At 66.2% G+C, this 21,175-nt stretch carries 19 protein-coding genes and 1 tRNA gene; 7 read left to right on the top strand and 13 right to left on the bottom strand.

Features of this window, described 5'->3' with window-relative positions; translation table 11 throughout:
* Nucleotides 1-109: 109 nt before the first annotated feature.
* The 4 genes from ACLV74_RS20780 to ACLV74_RS20765 all read right to left on the bottom strand — a co-directional run bounded on the left by ACLV74_RS20780 (nt 110) and on the right by ACLV74_RS20765 (nt 4,625).
* The gene (locus ACLV74_RS20780) at nt 110-1,024 is read right to left on the bottom strand and encodes an SDR family NAD(P)-dependent oxidoreductase (protein WP_411881316.1); all 915 of its coding nucleotides are present in this window, start codon (nt 1,022-1,024) and stop codon (nt 110-112) included.
* Nucleotides 1,025-1,057: 33 nt separating this feature from the next.
* Nucleotides 1,058-2,239 carry a thiolase family protein gene (locus ACLV74_RS20775; RefSeq protein ID WP_411881324.1) on the bottom strand — a complete coding sequence of 394 codons (1,182 nt, stop codon included), beginning with the start codon at nt 2,237-2,239 and terminating at the stop codon, nt 1,058-1,060.
* 115 nt (nt 2,240-2,354) lie between these two features.
* Entirely contained in the window at nt 2,355-3,617 is a 1,263-nt protein-coding gene (locus tag ACLV74_RS20770) for a CaiB/BaiF CoA transferase family protein (RefSeq protein ID WP_411881315.1), read from the bottom strand.
* A 30-nt stretch (nt 3,618-3,647) separates the two neighbouring features.
* The gene (locus tag ACLV74_RS20765) at nt 3,648-4,625 is read right to left on the bottom strand and encodes a tripartite tricarboxylate transporter substrate-binding protein (RefSeq protein WP_411881314.1); all 978 of its coding nucleotides are present in this window, start codon (nt 4,623-4,625) and stop codon (nt 3,648-3,650) included.
* A gap of 95 nt (nt 4,626-4,720) precedes the next feature.
* Here ACLV74_RS20765 and ACLV74_RS20760 point away from each other — a divergent pair, with 95 nt between their 5' ends.
* From ACLV74_RS20760 to ACLV74_RS20750, 3 genes are all read left to right on the top strand, one after another.
* A complete protein-coding gene (locus ACLV74_RS20760; protein WP_411881313.1) occupies nt 4,721-5,653 on the top strand; it encodes a LysR family transcriptional regulator in 933 nt (310 codons plus the stop codon).
* Between the two features lie 119 nt (nt 5,654-5,772).
* The gene (locus ACLV74_RS20755) at nt 5,773-6,000 is read left to right on the top strand and encodes a hypothetical protein (RefSeq protein WP_411881312.1); all 228 of its coding nucleotides are present in this window, start codon (nt 5,773-5,775) and stop codon (nt 5,998-6,000) included.
* Between the two features lie 181 nt (nt 6,001-6,181).
* On the top strand, nt 6,182-8,260 hold the full coding sequence (locus ACLV74_RS20750; protein WP_411881311.1) for a TerD family protein: 2,079 nt from the start codon (nt 6,182-6,184) through the stop codon (nt 8,258-8,260).
* 38 nt (nt 8,261-8,298) lie between these two features.
* Here ACLV74_RS20750 and ACLV74_RS20745 read toward each other — a convergent pair.
* Nucleotides 8,299-8,374, bottom strand: a tRNA-Arg gene (locus ACLV74_RS20745).
* Between the two features lie 233 nt (nt 8,375-8,607).
* Here ACLV74_RS20745 and ACLV74_RS20740 point away from each other — a divergent pair.
* A complete protein-coding gene (locus ACLV74_RS20740) occupies nt 8,608-9,477 on the top strand; it encodes a c-type cytochrome (protein ID WP_411881310.1) in 870 nt (289 codons plus the stop codon).
* 65 nt (nt 9,478-9,542) lie between these two features.
* On the opposite strand, the gene ACLV74_RS20735 is transcribed toward ACLV74_RS20740, so the two are convergent.
* From ACLV74_RS20735 to ACLV74_RS20720, 4 genes are read right to left on the bottom strand one after another with little or no spacing between them, the layout of a single operon-like run.
* Nucleotides 9,543-10,127 carry a DUF2946 family protein gene (locus ACLV74_RS20735; protein ID WP_411881309.1) on the bottom strand — a complete coding sequence of 195 codons (585 nt, stop codon included), beginning with the start codon at nt 10,125-10,127 and terminating at the stop codon, nt 9,543-9,545.
* Nucleotides 10,128-10,151: 24 nt separating this feature from the next.
* Entirely contained in the window at nt 10,152-11,123 is a 972-nt protein-coding gene (locus tag ACLV74_RS20730) for a YheT family hydrolase (RefSeq protein WP_411881308.1), read from the bottom strand.
* A gap of 25 nt (nt 11,124-11,148) precedes the next feature.
* Nucleotides 11,149-11,595, bottom strand: coding sequence for a YybH family protein (locus tag ACLV74_RS20725; protein ID WP_411881307.1), 447 nt, complete (start codon nt 11,593-11,595; stop codon nt 11,149-11,151).
* A gap of 40 nt (nt 11,596-11,635) precedes the next feature.
* Complete coding sequence (locus ACLV74_RS20720; protein WP_411881306.1) at nt 11,636-12,484, bottom strand: hypothetical protein; 849 nt, start codon at nt 12,482-12,484, stop codon at nt 11,636-11,638.
* 44 nt (nt 12,485-12,528) lie between these two features.
* Here ACLV74_RS20720 and ACLV74_RS20715 point away from each other — a divergent pair, with 44 nt between their 5' ends.
* Genes ACLV74_RS20715 through ACLV74_RS20705 form a run of 3 tightly spaced genes read left to right on the top strand, consistent with a single transcriptional unit; the run spans nt 12,529 to nt 14,623 of the window.
* Nucleotides 12,529-13,146, top strand: coding sequence for a LemA family protein (locus tag ACLV74_RS20715; protein ID WP_411881305.1), 618 nt, complete (start codon nt 12,529-12,531; stop codon nt 13,144-13,146).
* Entirely contained in the window at nt 13,147-14,076 is a 930-nt protein-coding gene (locus tag ACLV74_RS20710) for a TPM domain-containing protein (protein WP_411881304.1), read from the top strand.
* Between the two features lie 4 nt (nt 14,077-14,080).
* Nucleotides 14,081-14,623: a TPM domain-containing protein gene (locus ACLV74_RS20705; RefSeq protein ID WP_411881303.1), complete on the top strand. Its 543-nt coding sequence runs from the start codon at nt 14,081-14,083 to the stop codon at nt 14,621-14,623.
* A 455-nt stretch (nt 14,624-15,078) separates the two neighbouring features.
* Here ACLV74_RS20705 and pdeM read toward each other — a convergent pair whose 3' ends face one another.
* From pdeM to ACLV74_RS20685, 4 genes are read right to left on the bottom strand one after another with little or no spacing between them, the layout of a single operon-like run.
* Nucleotides 15,079-15,765, bottom strand: coding sequence for a ligase-associated DNA damage response endonuclease PdeM (gene pdeM, locus ACLV74_RS20700; RefSeq protein ID WP_411881302.1), 687 nt, complete (start codon nt 15,763-15,765; stop codon nt 15,079-15,081).
* On the bottom strand, nt 15,765-18,395 hold the full coding sequence (locus tag ACLV74_RS20695) for a ligase-associated DNA damage response DEXH box helicase (RefSeq protein WP_411881301.1): 2,631 nt from the start codon (nt 18,393-18,395) through the stop codon (nt 15,765-15,767). Before ACLV74_RS20695 ends, pdeM begins: the two co-directional genes overlap by 1 nt.
* Nucleotides 18,392-20,047, bottom strand: a complete 1,656-nt coding sequence (locus ACLV74_RS20690; protein ID WP_411881300.1) for an ATP-dependent DNA ligase — start codon at nt 20,045-20,047, stop codon at nt 18,392-18,394. Before ACLV74_RS20690 ends, ACLV74_RS20695 begins: the two co-directional genes overlap by 4 nt.
* Complete coding sequence (locus ACLV74_RS20685; protein WP_411881299.1) at nt 20,044-21,078, bottom strand: ligase-associated DNA damage response exonuclease; 1,035 nt, start codon at nt 21,076-21,078, stop codon at nt 20,044-20,046. Before ACLV74_RS20685 ends, ACLV74_RS20690 begins: the two co-directional genes overlap by 4 nt.
* Between the last annotated feature and the right edge of the window lie 97 nt (nt 21,079-21,175).

The raw sequence follows: 21,175 nt of genomic DNA, 5'->3' as shown, positions 1-21,175 counted from the left end.
CCTCTCAGGGTGGATACCGTCTTGCATGCTTGCTCCTGGGTTTGCTTGAAATAAAGCACGCTATCTTCGCAGATAGGCAATCAGGGCTCACGCCGTCTCCCTTCGCAATTCACGCAGGCTCGCGCAAACCGTGGGTCTGCACGGGTTTGGCCTTGGCGACCTCGTGCCTCAGCTGGTCGAAACCGGTCGCCGGCACGGACTCCCCCTCGCGGTCGGCGACTTCATCCAGCCTCGCGATCAAGGCCTCGGCATCGCGCTCGTCGCCGGGAAGAAAAATCCCCCGGGTCATGGTGATGTTCGCCTGCTCAAAACCGCCCGCGCCGGCCAGCAGGATCATGCGGGTGGGCGCGCCGTCGGCGACCAGGGCCACCAGGCCGGGGCTGACCGCGCCCGGTTCCAGCAAGGCGAGGTCCTCCGCCGTGAGCAGTTCCTCGGTCATGGCCGTTGCGGCAGTAGGCGCCAGGCAGTTGACCCGCACGTTGTAGCGCTCGCCTTCCAGTGCCAGGGTCTGCATCAGGCCGACCAGCGCCATCTTGGCGGCGCCGTAGTTGGCCTGGCCGAAGTTGCCGTAGAGGCCCGACGACGAGGTGGTCATGACGATGCGGCCGTACTGCTGCCCGCGCATCACATTCCAGACGGCATGCGTGCAATGCACGGCGCCCATGACGTGGACCTCCATCACGAGGCGGAAGTCCTCCAGGCTCATCCTGGCAAAACTCTTGTCGCGCAGGATGCCGGCGTTGTTGACCAGGATGTCGACCCGGCCCCAGCGGGCCACGGCGTCCTCCACCATGGCCGCGACCTGCAAAGGCTGGGTGACGTCCGCGTCGTTGGCAAAGGCCGTGCCGCCCAGTGCCTCGATGGCCTTCACCACGGATTCGGCGGGCGAGCCCGGCAGGCGGGCCCCGATGTCGTTCACCACGACGCGAGCGCCGTGGCGCGCGAGCTCCAGCGCATGTGCCCGGCCCAGCCCGCGGCCGGCGCCCGTGACGATGGCCACCTTGTTGTGCAGCAGTTTTGTCATTTCACTTCTCTTTCCATGCTTTTGATAAAAAAATCAGGCCACCTCAAACAGCCCCGCGGCGCCCATGCCGCCGCCCACGCACATGGCGACCACCACGTAACGCACGCCGCGCCGCTTTCCTTCAATGAGCGCATGGCCCGCCAGGCGCGCGCCCGTCATGCCGTAGGGATGGCCGATGGACACGCTGCCGCCGTTGACGTTGTATTTTTCGGGGTCTATGCCCAGGTGGTCGCGGCAATACAGCGCCTGGCAGGCAAAGGCCTCGTTGAGTTCCCACAGGCCTATGTCGTCGACGCTGAGCCCGTGCAGCTTGAGCAGCTTCGGGATCGCGTAGATGGGCCCTACGCCCATCTCTTCGGGCGCCGTGCCGGCCACGGCCATGCCGCGGTAAATGCCAAGCGCATTCAAGCCCTTTTGCTGCGCAAGCTTGCCGCTCATGAGCACGCAGGCGCTCGCGCCGTCGGACAGCTGGCTCGCGTTGCCGGCGGTCACGGTGCCGCCTTCCACGACCGGCTTCAAGCCGGCCAGGGATTCGGCCGTGGTGCCGGGGCGGTTGCCTTCGTCGCGGCCGAGCACGACGTTTTCGATGACGGACTCCCCGCCGGGCGCGGCCTTCAGCGTGGTCGCTTCAATCGGCACGATCTCCGCGAGGAAGCGGCCCTGGTCTTGAGCGCGCGCCGTGCGTTGCTGCGACAACAGCGCATAGGCGTCCTGCGCCTCGCGCGATATCCCGTATTTCGCGGCGACGTGCTCGGCCGTTAGCAGCATGGGCATGTAGGCGTGGGGCTCGAAGCGCGTGACCTGCGGGTCTTTTTCCGCCTGCATCCATTCGAAGTAGCGGTTCTGCACCTGGGAGATGTTCTCCTGCCCGCCGGCCACCACCACCTGCATGCCGTCGACCATGATCTGCTTGGCCGCCGTGGCGATCGCCATCAGGCCGGACGCGCACTGGCGGTCCACGGTCTGGGCGCTGACGGTGTTCGGCAGGCCGGCCGCCAGCACCGCCTGGCGCGCGATGTTGGAAGCCGCCGTGCCGGCGGTCAGCACCGAGCCGATGACCGCGTCGTCGATGCGGTCCGGTTCAATACCGCTTCTTTCCACCGCATGGCGGATGGCATGCCCCATCAGGGTGGGCGACTTGATGTTGTTGAGTGAACCGCGAAAGGCCTTGCCTATGGGCGTGCGGGCCGTGGAAACGATGACGGCGTCGATCAGGGACATGGTGTGGCTTGCTCTGGAAGTTTGGATGCATGCGGCTGCGGCCGTCCATGTGTGGGACAGCCACGGCCGCGGGCCGCATGCGGGGTCAAGGGATCAGGGGACCGGGTGTTTACGTGCTCAGCGTGGGTTCGCGCGACAGGGAAGGCGAATGCACAACGCCGGCACGCACCAGCGCCTCGGCGGCCTCCGTCCCCACGCCGATTTCGGAGAGCAGCGCCTGCGTGCTGTGCCCCAGCGCCTCGGCGCCGCGCGCACTGGGCCCGCCGTCGTCGGCACAGCTGAAACCCAGTCCGCGCGTGCGCACTTCATGCCCGCGCTGCGAAAACCGGAAGTCCGGCATGCCGACGCAATCGCTGCCGTCGGTTTCACGCAGGAACTCGCCCAGCCTGCGCACGCGGGCGGCCGGCACGCCGGCGGCGTTCAGGCGCGTTTCCAGGTCCGCGGCCTGGTGGCTGCCAAAGGCGGCGCGCAACCGGCCGATCACATAGTCCGCATCGCGCGGGATCACAAAGCCCCGGCCCGGCGCATTGAAGGCCTCGAGGTCCAGCGCGCGCGCGTCCTCGCAGAGTTCTTCCATGCCCAGCGTTGCGGCGAGCTTGCGGAACTGCTGCGGTGTGTTGGCCGCGACGGCCAGCCAACCGTCCAGGCAGGGGTAGGTGTCGGCCGCCGGGCTGCCGGTGTAGCCCCGGTTGCCGATGCGCCGGGGTTCGGTGCCGTCCGTCAGAAAGGCGCTCGCGGCCGGGTACATCAGCATCAGCGAGGCCTGCACCATGGAGGCGTCTATGTACTGGCCCGCGCCGTCGCGCGCGCGGCGGTGCAGCGCGGAGACGATGGACAGCGAGCCCAGCATGCCGACCGCCACGTCGATCACCGGAAAACCGACCTTGAGCGGTGGCGCGTCCGGGTGCTCGCCCGACATCATCATCATGCCGGTCAGCGCCTGCACCACGTGGTCGTAAGCGCCGCGGCCCGACCACTCGCCCGTCTGGCCGTAGCCGGAGATCGAGCAATAGACGATGTCGGGCTTGACGGCCTTGATGGACTCGAAATCAAGCCCGTACTTGGCCACCACGCCGGGGCGGAAGTTCTCGATGAAGACGTCCGCCGTCAGCGCCAGCGAGCGCACCATCTCCGCGCCTTCCGGCGTGCGGATGTCCAGGGCCAGCGAACGCTTTCCGGCATTCATGGCCACAAAGGCGGTGGGCGTGTCGCCCTCGCTGGGATTCTTGCTGGTGCGCATGACTTCGCCGCCGTTGGGCGGCTCTATCTTGATGACCTCCGCGCCCATCTGCGCGAGGTAGAAGGAGGCCAGGGGGCCTGCGATGACGTGCGACAAATCCAGTACGCGAACGCCTTCCAGCGGTTTTGACATCTTTGGCTTTCTCTCTTGCTTGCTTGTTTGTCAGCTGGCGGTGATGCCGGTGAGCCGGATGATCTCGGCCCACTTGCGGTATTCATTGCGCACAAAGGCCGCGTCGGCCTGCGGGCTGTCGCTGTGCACCACCCGGTTGCCCGCGGCTTCAAACTGCACGGCCAGTGCCGGGTCCGCCAGGGTGCGCACGGTGGTGGCGTAGAGCCTGGCAACCACGTCGGCCGGCGCCTTGGCGGGCAGCCAGAGGCCGAACCAGAATTCCTGCACGGTCAGCTCGTTGCGCATGACCTCGTTGAGCGTCGGCACGCCGGGCAATTCCTTCAGGCGCGCGGCCGAGGTCACGGCCAGGGCGCGCAGTTTGCCGCCCTTGACCTGCGGCACCGCCGTGCCGGCAATCGCAAACGCAAACGCGGTGTCGCCGCGCAGCAGCGAGAGCGGGATTTCGACCGAACCCTTGAGCGGAATGTGCGTGGCCTGCGCGCCGCTCAGCGACAGCAGGGTGGCGCCGCCCAGGTGCGCGGCCGAGCCTATGCCGCCCGAGCCGTAATTCATCTTGCCGGGGTTGGCGAGCAGCGCCGCCACCAGGTCCTCGACCTTGCGGTAAGGCGAGTTGTCCGCCACCAGCAGCACGCTGGGCGACGTGGCGACCAGGGTCACGGGCAGGAAGTCGCCCACCGGGTCGAACTTGAGCGAAGGCTGCAGCACCTTCTGGATCAGGTGCGAATTCGATCCCATCAGCACGGTGTAGCCGTCGGCCGGCTGCTGCGCGACGTATTGCGCGGCCAGCACGCCGCCCGCGCCGACCTTGTTCTCGACCACGATGGCCTGGCCCAGCACATCCCCCAGCTTGGGGCCCAGCTGCCGCGCCAGGATGTCGGGCCCGCCGCCCGCGGCATAGGGCACGACGATGCGTACGGGTTTGTTGGGATAGGCATCGGCCGCGCGGGCGGCGGCCGGTGCGAGCAAGGCGGTGGAAATAGCGCTGACGCAAAACGAGCGGCGGTCCATGGTTGTCTCCTTTGTGGTTTTCCTGAAGGATAGAGCTACCGCTGGATATCCAAAAGTGATATCTTTTCAGTGATTGATTACTTTAGGTTATCGCCATGTCCGCACCGCCCTCTCAAGTCGACCACCTGGTGGCGCGCCTGCGCTTCCGGCACCTGCGGCTCATCACCGAGCTGCAGCGTGACGGCAGCCTGCGCGCCGTCGCGCAAACGCTGAACCTGACCCAGCCCGCCGTCAGCAAGGCCCTCGGCGAAATTGAAAGTGCCTTCGGCTTCGCGCTGTTCACGCGCACGGCGCGCGGCGTCACCCCCACCGCCCAGGGCGCCATCGCGATACGCGGCGCGGCGCTGCTGCTCCAGGAGCTGGCCCATTTACGCGGCGAAGCCGAAGCCGGCGAACGCGCGGCCGCCATCATCCGCATAGGCGCGCCGCCCTTCGTAGCCCAGGGCTACCTGCCCAAGGTGCTGGCCAGGCTGGCCCAGCGCGACCCGCCGGTGCGCATGCACTTGCTGGAGGAACGCGTGCCCATGCTGATGCAGGCCTTGCTCAACGGCGAAGTCGATGCCCTGGTCACCAGCCACCCCATGCAGATGCCCGAAGCCGGGCCCGCGGCCCTGCGCTTTGAAAGACTGTTCGAAGTCGAATTCAGCGTCATCGCGCCGCCCGAGCACCCGCTCACACGCGCCCGCAAGGTCGACTGGCAACAGCTCGCACGCGAACCCTGGGTGATGCCGGCCAGGACGTCGATGGCGCGGCGCCTGATTGAAGAAAGTTTCATGAAGGCCGGCGCCGTCGCGCCGCAACCGGTCATCGAATCCACCAGCCCCGGCACCAATGTGCAACTGGTGGCGGCAGGCGCCGGCCTGAGCATCGCGCCCACGCCGGCCTCACGCCTCGCGCAAAGCCTGGGCCAGGTCAAGTCGCTGAAGGTGTCGCCGGCGATTCCACCTGCGCCTGTGGAGTTGATCTATCGGGGCGCGGTGGCGAACTTGAGGATTGAGTTGTTGCGGGAGGCGCTGGGGTTGCGCTGAGGCGGATGAGGTATGGTGCGGCTGGCGGGGATATCTACCCCAAAACCCAGCGCGTCATTCGCGACCTCTCTTGAGCCCGAAATGGAAACCGCAGAGAATTTGCACAAGGAGTGAACTCGATGAACGACTGGCTACCTGTCTTTATTCTCGCTGCTACTTTTCTGGTGGGGCTCGGCCTCCTTGTGCTGTGGATATGGTCAATGGTGAGCGCAGCAAAGAACGGCAAATGGGTATGGTTCGTTCTTATCCTCATCTTCAGCCCGCTGTCGCTGCTTTATTTGCTGTTTGCTGATAAGCGCCCACCTGGGCCGCCGGAACCACCTCGATTGCGACGAGAGCCAACTTGAGCAAACGAATGCGCACCTCAAACCAGAGCCTCAAATATCGTTCAAGGTTCGACCCTAGCCCGCTGCGGTAACATTGAGGCGACGGCTATGGGAGTCCTTCCTTCTAAATCTGAAACCTAGGGCTCCCGCTTTCCGTCACTCGCCTGCTATTTCAGCGGGCATTTTTTTGTTTTAAGCGGCTATGAACGAAATCTACTTCCGCCGAAAATTGAAGCTCGTTTTGCGTCCCGGCCAAGGCGGTTGTACGCCGCAACAGGTAGCCACGGTGCAACGGGAGATTGAGGAACTGGGTTATGTTCTCTCACAAGATGTTGTTGACCGGCTTGCCACGATGGACGCCGAGGGACTTGCGCGAGCGCTACGCAGCCTTTTCAAGGATTTAAGCGCTGGAGTAGGTGCGCATAGAAAACATGTTCCGCTTTACCCCGGCTTTCCTTTAGAGGTAATGAAGCTGACGGAAGTGGAGCTTTACCAGAATGCCGTCCAACACTATTTGACGCTTCAGCGGTTGGCCGTTTCCGAGCAATCCCAACGCTCGCCGATGCTGAATAACCGAGTACGTCAAATTATCGACCTGGGCACAGTCGAAGATTTTGAAGCGATCTGTACGCGCCTTGCTGGCTCGGCGGCATCCCTATCGGCGCAAGACAAGTCGGATTTGGAATGGTTCGTGCGTCAATACCGCACGGAAATTTTCCGGCTACTACCCCAAAAGTTTCCATTCAAAGAGAATGTTGCTCATCTCGGCGCGCTTCTTCTGGAACACGTTCAAGATGAACGTTCGATCACTTTCATTGAGGCTCATTTCACCACGGCTACGGACGTGTTGCGATTGGCTGTAGGTTTGTCAGGCGGCGACGTGTCGCTGACGGCGGCATCCAAGTTCAAAAGCTTTTCTCGGAAGCAACGCAAAATGCTGCTCGGTCTTCTTGAGCGCTCAGCCGACCCAGTGGAAGACATGCTGCGGCGCCAGGAACAGTGGAAGCGTCTCGGTGAACGCCTCCATCCAGGTGAATACGCGCGCACTTTTCCAGTGACGTTGAATGCTTTTGACACCATCAGAAGCGGGAAGCCCTATTCCACCTTCAACAGCCGCATTGAAAACGCGCTTGCAGCCGGAAATTTTGATGCAGCAATAGGCGCGCTGGAAGGGCGTCCCGGTGAGTTTGCCCGACGTCTGGATGTGCTCCTGAGGAAGGCAGATGCGAGCCAGGACGTCCTTCAGCGATTTGAAGCAGTTGCCGTCCGAGTTTCGACGTCAGTTCTGCTTCAAGTTCTAACGCATTTCAAGTCTCGAAGTAAGGGGCTTGGGTTGCGCGTATTTGCCCCCAAAGGAGATGCTGCAAAGCTGTTCGCCATCAAGGAGAATCGTCCGACAGTCAAGCCCTCGGATGCGCTAAAAGCGTCGGACATTTGTGAGCAAGCTCTGCTGGCGAGATTCTCAAAACTGGCTCCGCTTGGTCGTTGTTTTGTCGACAAGGGTCTCGCGAAGTTTGCTGTGCCCCTGACTCAACGCGCGGCCTCTAAATCGCTCCGCACACTCGCTCGCGGCAGCCGGGTGAGCATGCCGCCGGGTGGATTCGTGCGAATGTTTTTGTGGTGGATGAACGGGTCTTCCCGCACGGACATCGACCTTTCAGCCGTGTTTTACGGCGGAGACTATCAGTTTATCGACTCAATTGCCTTCTACAACCTTCGCGGCTGGGGCGCACATCACAGTGGAGACATTGTTGATGCCCCGAAAGGAGCAGCGGAGTTCATTGACTTGGACATTCAACAGCTTCGAGCACGTGGAGTGCGCTTCGTTGTGATGAGCCTGAACAGTTACTCCGGTCAACCCTACTGCAATCTGCCGGAATGCTTTGCGGGCTGGATGTCTAGAACAAACCTTAACTCGGGCGAGATTTTCGAAGCCCGTACTGTTGTAGATCGGATCGACCTGGCATCCGATGCAAGGATCAGCCTACCACTGGTCTTGGATCTGGATCAACGTGAAGTTCTATGGGCCGACATTGCCCTCAAGGAAAACCCGAGATTTCAAAATAGTGTGCACGGGAATCTCGGCGGGGTTTCGCTGATGCTTCGAGCGCTCTGCGAAATAGTCAGACCGGACATGCTCACTTTAATGACGTTGCATGCACGGGCCAGAGGCGAGCTTGTCGACGATCCTAAACAGGCAAACACGGTTATAGGTATAAGCAGAGAATCCGATGTGTCGCCGCTTGATGGAGACTTGATTCGCGCTTGCTACCTTCAATAACTCGCAACCGGATCAGCCCGAGAGTCTCGGTGGCAAATTGGTGCGGCTGGCGGGGATCGAACCCACGACCCTTGGCTTCGGAGGCCAATACTCTATCCACTGAGCTACAGCCGCAACGCTGGGAAAACGGTTTGCGCCGGAATTCGCGGCCGGAGGGCGCGGAATCAGGGCAATTGCACTGCGCGGGTGGTCCACGGCGCGCAGCGGGTCTGATTCTACCAGCCGGCCGCGGCGCTCCCCGGGACTTCACGAGGCCCCAGTTATAATCTGCGGTTGCTGAGCAAGCGCTGTACGGCGCGCCCCACAACACGCGATAGCCCCCCGATTTTTAGTTTTTTGAGGACGCCATGAGCGCAAACGACCACACCACGGCCCACGAAGAAGCCCACACTGGCCCGATCAAGACGCCCCAGCAGCTGCTGGCAGCGGTATTTTTCTCTTTTGTCGTCCCCGTTTTTGCCATCATCGGCCTGGTTTATTACGTCACGTCGGCCAACAAGCCGGCGGCCGGCGCGGACGAAGACGCCAAAGCCGTGGCGCAGCGCATCCAGAAAATCGGCTCGGTTGAAATCCGCGATGCCAACCGTCCCCTCAAATCCGGCGAAGAAGTCTACAAAGCCCAGTGCGTGACCTGCCACGGCACGGGCGCCGCCGGCGCACCGAAGTTCGGCGACGCGGGCGCCTGGGCCCCGCGCATCAAGACCGGCTTCGACGCCCTCTGGCATTCGGCCCTCAAGGGCAAGGGCGCCATGGGCGCGCAAGGCGGCGGCGACTTTGACGACGTTGAAGTCGGCCGCGCGGTGGTGTACATGACGGCAGCCGCCGGCGGCAAGTTCGCCGAACCCGCGGCGCCTGCCGCAGCCGCAGCGGCTCCCGCTGATGCGACGGCCGCCGCTGCCGCGCCATCGCCGGACGTCGTGGCCGCACTGGCCGCCGCCAACAAGGGCGCAGCGCCCGCCGCCGCCCCGGCTGCAGCCGGAAATGCCGCCCCCGCGCTGTACGGCCAGGTGTGCGCTGCCTGCCACGTGGCCGGCGTGGCCAACGCCCCCAAGCTGGGCGACAAAGCCGCCTGGGGCCCGCGCGTGGCCGCCGGCGTCGATGCTCTGACCGCCAGCGTCATCAAGGGCAAGGGCGCGATGCCTCCCAAGGGTGGCTCCTCGGCATCCGACGGCGAAATCAAGGCCGTGGTGCAGTACATGGTGAACGCGGTCAAGTAAGCGACCCCTCCCTCACAAAAAAAGCCGGTCACTGACCGGCTTTTTTGTGCCTGCCGCACATGCCATCAACCGACGGCGGGGGGCGGCTTGTCCTGCAGCGCCTGCGGGCTGCGCACGTAGCCGAAGCGGCCGGGCAAATCGCGGGCCGGGCATTCCTCGGGCACCCACAGGCCCTGCTCCACCGCGTCGGCGGCGTGCGTCATGTCCTGGGTGTGGACCAGGCCGAAGCCGATGTCGGTTTCAAGATAGACCCGGCCCGCTTCGTCGACGATGCAGCGCTGGGTGCGCGCGGGTGCGCCGGTGTGGGCGGCGACGGCAAACAGGGGCGCCGGGCCGAGGCGCCAGACCATGGGCGTGGCTTCAAGTTCCACATACACGCGCTGCGGGCCGTTCTGGAAGAACCAGCGGCCGGCCTTGTCGCTTTCGTAGTTGCGCTGGATGAAGTCGATGAGCTTGTCGTGCTTGAGCAGCGAGCCTTTGGCCGCCATGTTGCGCGCGGTGTCGGCGCCCCGCACGCCGGCGAAGGGGCCCGCCGCTTGCGCCCTGTCGTCGCGCATGTACCAGTTGCCGCGCGCGTCCAGCCCGAGCCAGCCGTAGCAGTCGGGAACGTTGGGCCACTTGGCGATCGCCTGCCGAACAATGTCGTCCATGGGTTTATTGTGCGCCGCGCCGGCTCACAGCTGGCTCGCCAGAAAGCCTGTGACCATGTAGGGCATGGCCCGCACGTGGCCCGGAAAGGGCGGCGAGGGAAAGCCCACGTGGCCGCCTTCGGCCGGCTGCCACAGCGTGACGTGGGGGCCGGCTTCCCTGGCCTGCGGCAGGCTGGAGGCGGGCACAAAAGGATCGTTGAGCGCATTCAGGGCCAGCGCGGGCACGGCGATGCGGTGCAGGTGCGGCTTGGCCGAGGCGCGCGACCAGTAGTCGTCGGCGTCCTTGAAGCCGTGCACGGGCGCGGTGAAGACGTTGTCGAAGGCATAGAGGTCGCGCGCGGCCAGCAGGCGCTCGCGGTCGAACAGGCCGGGGTGCTGCTCGAGCTTTTTCAGGGCCTTGGGCACCATGGTCTTGAGGAACATGCGCGTGTAGACCTGGCGGTTAAAGCCCCGGCCTATGGCCCAGCCGCTGGCGGCCAGGTCCAGCGGCGAGCAGACGGAGGCAATGCCGGCGACGATCTGCCGCGCTTCGGCGCCCATCTCGCCGGCCCAGCGCATGAGCGCATTGCCGCCCAAAGAAATGCCGACGGCCACCACCGGCCCCGTGTGCTGGGCCGCGAAGCGCCGCAGTATCCAGTCGATCTCGGCGAAGTCGCCCGAGTGGTAGGCGCGCGGCGCGAGGTTGAGTTCGCCCGAGCAGCCGCGGAAATGCGGGATCGCGCAGGCCCAGCCGCGTTCGCGGGCGGCGTCGGCAAGGGCTTCTGCGTAGTGGCTGGCCGAGGAGCCTTCGAGGCCGTGGAAGACGACCAGCAAGGGCCTGGGCGCGGAGGCCTCAGACGTGACCAGCCAATCGACATCCACGAAGTCTTCATCGGGCGTCGTCCACCGCTCGCGGCGAAACACCGGCTGCGGCCCGAGGAAGCGCCGCGAGCGCAAGGCGGCCCAGATGGTTTGCAGGTTGCCGCCCGGAAGCCACCAGGGCGCGGCGTAGTTCATGGCCGGCTCCACGCGTCTACAGAGTTCAGTGGAGCACCGTGGGTGTTTCCGACACTTCCTGCATTTCGCGCGGCGTGCCCGGGCTGGCGTGGTGCGCCACCATGCGCCAGCCTTGCGCGGTCTTGTGGTACACGTTGGTGGCGATGACGTAGGCGTGGCGCGGGCCTTCTTCGGTCAGCACCTCGACGCGTTCGAGCACGCTGTGCACGCTGGCGCTCATGGCTTCGACCTTGCGCACCTTGATGGGCTGGGCACGTATGGTGCCGTTGGCGAACATCGCGTCGAAGGCCGCGCGTATGGCCGCCGGCCCCACGAGCCGGGCGGCGCCGGGGTGCACGCAGACGATGTCGTCCTCGTCGCCCCAGCAAGCCATGAGTTTGTCGATGTCGCCGCTTTGCAGCGCGTCGTAAAAAGCCGCTTCGATGTCGTCGGCGTTGCCGCTGCTGGCGGGCGGGACTTTGGGTTTGGGCATGGGGTCTGGCAAAAGGGTTCGGGCAAGGACAGCGCCGGCGTCAATCCGGCCCGGCGTCTGGTGTTGAATTCTGCGCGGGATTGCGCGCCGCAGCAAGCCAGGCCTGGACCACGCTGTGCATGGTGCCGCCGCCAAAGCGGCCGCCGCTGCTCTGGTTGGCCTGCCACAGCAGCTCGGGCGCGGCCACGTGGGTGCCCGGCGGTAGCACCTGCAGCACGGCATCGACAAACTCGGCCAGCTTGGCGGGCCGCACGGGCTGCTCGGCCTGGGGAATCATGAACCGGAGGGTGGACAGCATCCAGGCCGCGAGCTTCTCCAGAAAATTCCTGCCCGCCGCGTCCTGCGGCTTGCGGGCCGAGCGCACCAGCAGCAGGCGCTCAAAGCCCAGCGCGGCGACGGCCTGCTCGTCGAGGTTGGCCAGGCCCCGCTTGAGCGCATCGGGCAGGCGCCCGGTGGCATGCGGCACGACGACCACCAGGGTCTGCACGCCGCAGCGCTGGAGCCACTGCGCCAGCGCGGGCAGCTCCGACGGTTCGGGCGTCCAGAGCGTGCGCTCACGTCCGTAATACATGCGCGGCGGCTCGAACATGATGAGCCCGGTGTGCGCGGGCAAGGGCCTGGCGGGCCATTGTTCGATCGGCAAGGGCGCGCCCGTCAAGGCGATGCCGACGCCGGACAGGCCGGTCGCCATGGCTTCGGTGGCCAGCACCTCGGTGTGCGCATAACGCCCGCTGCCGGCCAGGCGGCGCAGCACCTCGTTGCCCAGCACGCCGGTGGCGCCGGCCACCAGCAGGCGCGGTTTGGCCGCGCCGGGCGCCGGCGGGCGCAAGGCGGACTGCAGGGCTTGCAGCGTGCTGCCGGAGGCGCGGGTGTGGGAGAACAGTGGCATACGACTATGTTAGTGTTGCAACTTGCATTTTCGGAGGCATTTCCATGACGCTACCCCGCTTTTCAATCATCCGCTCTTTGCACCTGGCCTTCGCGGCTTTACTGAGCCTGCTGCTCTCGGGCTGCGGCTACAACGACTTCCAGCGCCTGGACGAGCAGACCAAATCGGCCTGGTCCGAGGTGCTGAACCAGTACCAGCGCCGCGCCGACCTGGTGCCCAACATCGTGGCCACGGTCAAGGGTGAAGCCCAGTTTGAGCAGGACACGCTGACCAAGGTGATCGAAGCGCGCGCCAAGGCGACGTCCATCCAGGTGACGCCCGAGACCCTGAACGACCCGGCCGCCTTCAGCAAGTTCCAGGCGGCGCAGGGCGAGCTGGGCAGCGCACTGAGCCGGCTGATGGTGGTCAGCGAACGCTACCCCGACCTGAAAGCCAACCAGGGCTTTCGCGACCTGCGCGTGCAGCTTGAAGGCACGGAGAACCGCATCACCGTGGCGCGCAACCGCTACATCCAGACCGTGCAGGAGTACAACGTGCTCACGCGCAGCTTCCCGAACAACCTGACGGCCATGGTCTTCGGTTACCAGGTCAAGCCCAACTTCGCGGTGCAAAACGAAGCGCAGATCTCCACGCCGCCCGTGGTGGACTTCAACAAGAAATAAATGCGGCACCCCGCGGCTTTCATCACTTCCAGCTTCAGCACCCGGCTTGTGCTGGGCCTGATGCTGGCCGCCTGGCTGCCGCTGGCGACCTGGGCGCAGGGCGGCGTGCAGCCGGTGCCCGCGCTGACGGCGCATGTGATGGACGGCACCGGCACGCTGAATGCCGCGCAGCGCGATGCGCTCGAAGCCAAGCTCGCGGCCTTTGAACAAAGCCGCGGCGCGCAGGTGGTGATCCTCATGGTTCCCAGCACCCAGCCGGAAGACATCGCCGCCTATGCGCAGCGTGTGGGCGACAGCTGGAAGATAGGCCGCAAGGGCGTGGGCGACGGCCTGCTGCTGGTGGTGGCCAAAAACGACCGCAAGGTGCGCATAGAAACCACCAAGGCACTGGAAGGCGCGATCCCCGACCTCGCGGCGCGGCAGGTGATAGACACGGCCATCACGCCGCGCTTCAAGCAGGGCGACTTCGCCGGCGGGCTCGATGCCGCGGCCGACCAGCTGATCGCGCTGATCAGCGGCGAGAACCTGCCGGCGCCCGCGCAGGGCGGCGGCGCCGGCAAGAACGGCGGCTTTGAATGGACGGACCTGGCCATCTTCCTGTTTTTTGCCGTGCCGATAGGCGGGCGGATCGCGGCGGGCATCCTGGGCCGCAAGTTCGGCTCCATCGCGACCGGCGGCGTGGTCGGCGTGCTGGCCTGGATCTTCACCAGCAGCCTGATCGTCGCAGGTGCGGCCGTGCTCGTGGGCACGGTGTTCGCGCTGATCACCAGCCTGGGCGCGCTGGGCCGCGGCGGCCGTTCTTCGGGCGGCTGGACCACGGGCGGTTTTGGCGGCGGTGGCTGGGGCGGCGGAAGCAGCAGTGGCGGCGGCGGTTTCAGCAGCGGCGGCGGTGGCGATTTTGGCGGCGGCGGCGCCTCGGGGGACTGGTAGGCACATGCTCAACAAACTCACAACCATGCTCTGGCATCTCTGGCTCGACGCGTCAGACGCCAGCCGCGCGATTCCGCCCGACATGCTCAAGCGCCTGGCCCAGCGCGTGGCGGCCAGCGAGCAGCGCCACAGCGGCGAGATCCGCATCTGCGTGGAAGCCTCGCTGCCCATGAGTTATTTGTGGCGGCTGGACAAACAAAATTCCATCGCCGCACTCACGCGCCAGCGCGCGGTCACGATGTTCGGCAAGCTGCGCGTCTGGGACACCGAGCACAACAACGGTGTGTTGATCTACGTGCTGCTGGCCGAGCATGCGATAGAGATCGTGGCCGACCGCGGCGTGGCGCGGCATGTGGGCCCCGATCAATGGCAGGCCATGGTGTCGCGCATGGCGGCCGCGTTTCGCGAGCAGCGGTATGAAGACGGGCTGACGCAGGCGCTGGAAGAAACTTCAGCGGTGCTGATGGAACACTTCGCCGCGGATACCTCGCAAGAGGGCGCCGGCGCGAATCCCAACGAATTGCCCGACACGCCGCTGCTGCAATAAAAGCGAAGCTGGTCTGTTTTACTCCCTCTCCCCCTGGGAGAGGGTGGGGGTGAGGGTCAGCGGCGGTAAATACGCCACCGTTTTGTGTAGAGGCCGTAGCCCCCTCACCCAACCCTCTCCCAAGGGGAGAGGGAGCAATACCGGGTTAGCAAGACCGAGAAGGCTTTGCGCGTGGCTCCGTTCAGGGCGACAGCAAGACTCCCAGTACAAACAAAGCCGTCAGCACGACGAAAGCACGCCGCACCCATGTCTTGCGCGAACGCCGCCCCCGGCGGTGCGGCGAAAGCTCTTCCACCCACGTCAGACTGTCCATCGCGCTGTCCATAATCCCACCTCGTCGGTTTGGTTGAAATTCTGTGCTGACGATAAGGCGCGGTCCGCCGGCCGGGTGTGACTTAGCGTGTCGAGTTGTTACTTGCGGCGTTTGCGCCACAGCGACGCACCGATCTGACGCATCAGGCGTCTGGTAACTGCCACACCCTGTGGCCGCCGACCGGGTAGAGCCGTCGTCCGGCTTCGCGCGGCACGTTCCAGCCGCCGGTGAATTCGCCGAAGGCGGGAAGAATCAATAGCCCCGCTTCCAGGCAGAAACAAGGCAGGCGCACATGGTCGAGGCCAGGGCCCCGCAGGTTCAGCGCCGGATGCAGGTGGCCCGCGATCACGCCCAGCGTGTCATGGCGCTGCGGATGGTGGCAGGCGGCGAAGGGGCCGATCACAAAGGGCTCATCGACCACGCGTACACCCAGCGAGGCCGGCGGGTCGCCGGCGCGGCTGTCGTGGTTGCCGCGCACCAGCACACAGTCCAGCGCGGCGAAGCTTTCGCGCCAGGCGGCCAGGCCCTGCAATACCGACGGCGTGCGGGCCTGGGCCGCATGCAGCAGGTCGCCGAGGAACACGAGTTGCCGCGGCTGGTAATGCAGCAGCAAGGCGCTGAGGCGCGCCAGGTTTTCACGCGTGGTGCCGGCGGGCACGGGCTGGCCCAGGGCACGGTAGGTGGCGGCCTTGCCGAGGTGCAGGTCGGCCACAAACAGCACGCGGCCGGCGGGCCACCACAGGGCGCGTTCGGGCAGCAGCCAGACGGTTTCGCCGGCATAGGTCACAGGCAGCGGCGGGCCGGGTGGCGTGTGATCCTCTTGCGTCATCACAACAAGGGTAGCGGCCGGGACGGCTTGCGTTCGCGGCGCGGGCGGCCCTTGCCATCGCCCGAAGACACGCCATCCTGCCCAAAAGCCAGCGTGCCCTTGACCTGCTCAACGCCGCCCACCGCGACGGCGCCGCCGGCGGCCTTCTCCAACTGCGCCACCATGCGCGTGATGCGGTCGGCCAGGCTTTCATTGCTGAGCTTTTCGCGGAACAGCTCCACCATCAACGGAAACGCAAACGGCGTGGGCCGCGCCAGCGTTTGCAGCACCAGCTGCTGCGTGCCCATGCGCGCCAGGCTGGCGCGCAGCCGGCCGAGTTCGAGTTCCTGCGCGAGCAGTTCCTGCTCGGCCTGCATGAGCAGGCGGTTGGCCGGGTCGTATTTGCGGAACACTTCCCAGAACAGCGAGGACGAAGCCTGCAGCTGTTTGTTGCTGCGCTTTTCGCCGGGATAGCCCTGGAAGATCAGGCCCGAGACACGCGCGATTTCGCGGAAGCGGCGCTGTGCGAGTTCACTCGCGTTGAGGCTTTGCAGCACCTCGTGCAGCAGTTGTTCATCCGGGCCGGCTTTGAGCACCTGCGGCAGCAGCGCGGGCCAGTCGACCTCGGTCGCGCTGAGCAACTCAAGGCCGTAGTCGTTCACTGCAATGGAAAAGGTGCGCGGCGCATGCTGGGCGACGCGCCAGGCGATCAGGTTGGCCAGGCCCAGGTGCACATGGCGGCCCGCGAAGGGATAGAGGAACAGGTGCCAGCCCTCGCGCGTTTTCAGCAACTCGGCCAGCAGCGTCTGCGGTGTGGGCAGGGCGGACCATTGCTGCTGGATGTCCAGCAAGGGCCGCACGCATTGCAGCTCGGGCGTGTCGTAATTCCCCTCCCCGGCCAACGCCAGCTGCTGCACCACCGCGTCGGCCAGGGTGGTCGAAAGCGGCATGCGCCCGCCGTTCCAGCGCGGCACGGCCGGGCGCTTGCCGCTGGCGCGCCGCACCCAGGCCGTCATGTCGTGGATGCGCACCAGCTCCAGCAAGCGGCCGCCGAACAGAAAGCAATCGCCGGGCTGGAGACGCGCGGCAAAGCTTTCCTCGACGCTGCCGATGCGGCCGCCGCCCAGGTATTGCACCGACATGCTGGCGTCGCTGACGATGGTGCCGATGTTCATGCGGTGGCGCCGCGCCAGCCGCGCATCGGGCACGCGCCAGACGCCCTCTTCGTCGGGCACGGCGCGCCGGTAGTCCGGGTAGGCCGAGAGCGACGGGCCGCCCTGGCGTACAAAGGCCAGGCACCATTCCCAATTCTCGCGCGAGAGCCCGGCATAGGCCGCGGTGCCACGCACTTCCTCGTACAGCGCATCGGGCACAAAGCCGCCGCCCAGCGCCACGGTGACCAGGTGCTGCACCAGCACGTCCAGCGGCTGCACTGGCGAAGTGCGTGCCTCGATGTGGCCGGCCGCGATGGCGGCACGCGCGGCGGCGCCCTCCACGATTTCAATGCTGTGCGTGGGCACCAGCGTGATGCGCGAGGGCCGGCCCGGCGCGTGGCCGGAACGCCCGGCGCGTTGCAGCAGCCGCGCCACGCCCTTGGGCGAGCCTATCTGCAGCACGCGCTCGACGGGCAGGAAGTCCACGCCCAGGTCCAGGCTGGAGGTGCAGACCACGGCGCGCAGCTCGCCTTTTTTAAGGCCGGCTTCCACCCACTCGCGCACCTCGCGGTCCAAGGAGCCGTGGTGCAGCGCGATGAGCCCGGCCCACTCGGGTTTGGCTTCGAGCAGCGCCTGGTACCAGATCTCCGACTGCGAACGCGTGTTGGTGAAGACCAGGGTGGTGCTGCTGCCGGCGATCTCTTCAATCACCTGCGGCAGCATGGTCAAGCCCAGGTGGCCGCCCCAGGGAAAACGTTCGGCGCGGCCGGGCAGCAAGGAATCGATGACCAGCTTCTTGGGCACCTGGCCCTGCACCAGCGTGCCGCCGCCGTGGCCCAGCAGGGTGTGCATGGCTTCCTGCAGATTCCCCAGGGTGGCGGACATCCCCCACACGCAGAGCACCGGGCTCCACAGGCGCAGCCGCGCCAGCGCAAGCTGTACCTGGACACCGCGCTTGTTGCCGAGCAGCTCATGCCATTCATCGACGACGACCATGCGCACGCTGCCCAGCACGGCCTGCGCATCAGCGCGCGCGAGCAGCAGCGAGAGGCTTTCGGGTGTGGTGACCAGCACCGTGGGCAGGCGGTTGTTTTGCGCCGTACGCTCGGCGGCGGCGGTGTCGCCGCTGCGTGCGCCGGCGCTCCAGGCGGCGCCCGCCTGTTCGCTTTGCAAAACCTCCAGCGGTTGCTGCAGCGCGCGCAGCGTGTCGGCGGCGAGTGCGCGCATCGGCGTGATCCATAGCACCGTCAGCGCGCTTGCCGGCGCCGGTTTGCCCGCGGCCTTTGCTGCGCGCGGCGCGGGCGCCTTGGCCATGAAGGCCATCAGTGCGCCCAGCCACACCGCGTAAGTCTTGCCGGCGCCTGTGGTCGCATGCAGCAAGCCAGATTGCCCGCCGGCAATCGCCTTCCAGGCTTCGCGTTGAAATTGAAAAGGCTTCCAGCCGCGCGCCTCAAACCAGGCGGCCAGCGCTTTTTTGACGGCGGCATTCTGGCTCATGAAGGCAGCAACGCGGCCAGCGTCTCCAGGGTATCGGCCTCTTCCACCGGCTTGTCCTCGCGCCAGCGCAGCATGCGCGGAAAGCGCACGGCGATGCCGCTCTTGTGGCGGCTGCTGCGCGCGATGCCTTCAAAACCGAGTTCGAACACCAGGGTGGGTTTCACGCTGCGCACGGGGCCGAAGCTTTCAACCGTGGTCTTGCGGATCACCGCATCGACACGGCCCATCTCTTCGTCGGTGAGGCCCGAGTAGGCCTTCGCGAACGGAACCAGTTTTCGCTCGGGCGCGCCCGGCGCCGCATCCCACACGGCGAAGGTGTAGTCGCTGTAGAGGCTGGCGCGCCGGCCGTGGCCGCGCTGCGCGTAGATCAATACGGCGTCTATGCTGAGCGGGTCTATCTTCCACTTCCACCAGGTGCCGACGTCCTTGGTGCGGCCCACGCCGTAGGCAGCCTGCCGCTGCTTGAGCATCATGCCTTCGACGCCCATCTCGCGCGCGGCCTCGCGCTGGCGCGCGAGGTCTTTCCAGCTCTCGCCACTGAGCATGGGGCTGGCGATCAGCTGCGGGTGCTGCAGCTGCGTGACGAGATCGTCCATCAGCGCGCGGCGCTCTACCTGCGGCGTGGTGCGCAGGTCGCGCCCCTGCCATTCGAGCAGGTCGTAGGCCAGCAGCACCACCGGGATGTCGCGCAGCAGCTTGGGGCCCAGCGTCTTGCGGCCTATGCGCTTTTGCAGTTCGGCAAAAGGCCTGACCTTGTCCTCGCGCCAGACAGCGATCTCACCGTCCAGCACCGTGCCGTCGGGCAGCGCCTCGCCCATGGCGGCGAGTTCGGGGAAGCGCTCGGTCACCAGCTCTTCACCGCGCGACCAGAGCCAGACCTGGCCGGCGCGCTTGACGAGTTGGGCGCGTATGCCGTCCCACTTCCACTCGACCAGCCAATCGGCGGGCGGGCCCAGCACGGCATCGAACTGGTCGAGCCCGATGTTGAAAGGATGCGCGAGGAAAAACGGGTAAGGCTGGCCGCTGGTTTTCTGGTTCAGCTCGCCGCTGCTCTCAGCAGCGACCAGTCCAGCATAGTCTGCGGCCGTGGGTTGGCCGCTGATGTGGGTGTAGCCCATCAGGCGCTGGGCCACGCGCTTGGCGTCGACACCGGCCACGGCCGCGAGCGCCTGCGTGACTTGCAGACGCGAGACACCGACGCGGAAGCTGCCGGTCATGAGCTTGAAGTAGACCAGGCGCTCCTCGGGCGCGAGGCGGCGCCACTGCGCGCGCAAGGTGTCGGGCAGCGCATCGGGATGTGTTTTTCCCAGCGCGCGCAGCGGCAGCAGGTGCTGCTCGACCCAGGCGGCGAGGCCGAGTTCGTGCTGCTCGGTGGGCGGCGGCAGCAGCAGTGAAATTGTCTCCGCGAGATCGCCCACGGCCTCGTAGCTTTCATCGAACAGCCACTCGGGCAAGCCGGCGGCTTCCTGCGCGAGCAGGCGCAACAGCTTGGTCGGCACCAACTGGCGCGGCTTGCCGCCGGCCAGGAAGTAGACGGCCCAGGCGGCATCGGCAGGCGCGGCGTCCTGCAGGTAGCGCTGCAGCGCCGCCTGCTTGGCCAGGCTGGAGGTGGTCGCGTCGAGTTCGCGGTAGAGCGCGGCGAAGGCTTTCATGCGGTGCCGGTTTCACCCACCGGTTCCGGTGCGGCCTGGTCGGCCACGTCCTCATCGCCGTACTCGGTCTTGAAGCCCTCGGCCTGCAGGCCCATTTCGCTGAGCCAGCGCACCAGCACCGCGACGCTGCCGTGCGTGACCATGATGCGGCCGGCGCCTGTGCCGGCGATGGCGCTTTGCAGGCCGGGCCAGTCGGCATGGTCAGACATGACAAAGCCGCGGTCCACACCGCGCCGGCGCCGCGTGCCGCGCAACTGCATCCAGCCACTGGCGAAGGCGTCGGAATAATTGCCGAAGCGCCGCATCCACGGCGTGCCCTGCGCCGAGGGCGGCGCCAGCACCAGGGCGCGCTTGAGCATGGCCGGCGTGACGCCTGGATCGGTCACGCGCTGCGTGGGCGGCAGAGCCACGCCGGCCGCGCGGTAGACCGCGTTGAGCGGCTCGACCGCGCCGTGCACGACGCGGGGGCCTATGCCGGCATCCACGCCGTGCAGGATGCGCTGCGCCTTGCCGAAGGCGTAGCAGAACAGCACCGAGGCGCGGCCCTCGTCCGCATTGCGCTGCCACCAGGCGTTGATTTCCGCGAACAGCGCCTGTTGTGTGGGCCAGCGGTAGATCGGCAGGCCGAAGGTGGACTCGGTGATGAAGGTGTCGCAGGGCACGGGCTCAAAGGGCGCACAGGTGCCGTCGGCTTCCGTCTTGTAGTCGCCCGAGGCGACCCACACTTCGCCGCGGTGCTCAACCCTGACCTGTGCCGAGCCGAGCACGTGGCCGGCCGGGTGCAGGGAGATTTTCACACCGTTGCGCTCCAGCGTTTCGCCATAAGGCAATGTTTGCAGCGTGATCTCGCCGAGCCGCGTTCGCAGTGTGCCTTCGCTGTCGGTGTGCGCCAGGTAGTGGCCGTGGCCGATGCGCGCGTGATCCGAGTGGGCGTGCGTGATCACCGCGTCGCCCACAGGCCGCCAGGGGTCGATGTAAAAATCGCCCGCCGCGCAGTACAGGCCTTCCGGCCTTGCCACGATCAGGTCCATGCTTGCGTTGTTCCGTGCCAGTCCGGGAAAGCCGGGGAACCGGCGCTGGGGGCGCCGGGCTAGCCGCCATCCTAAGCTTGCCGTGCACGACGCGCTG

It is taken from the genome of Polaromonas sp. YR568 (assembly GCF_943369415.1).
Lineage (GTDB): Bacteria > Pseudomonadota > Gammaproteobacteria > Burkholderiales > Burkholderiaceae_C > Polaromonas.
Note: the sequence above shows the minus strand (reverse complement) of the source record. Positions and strands in the feature narration are given on the sequence as shown.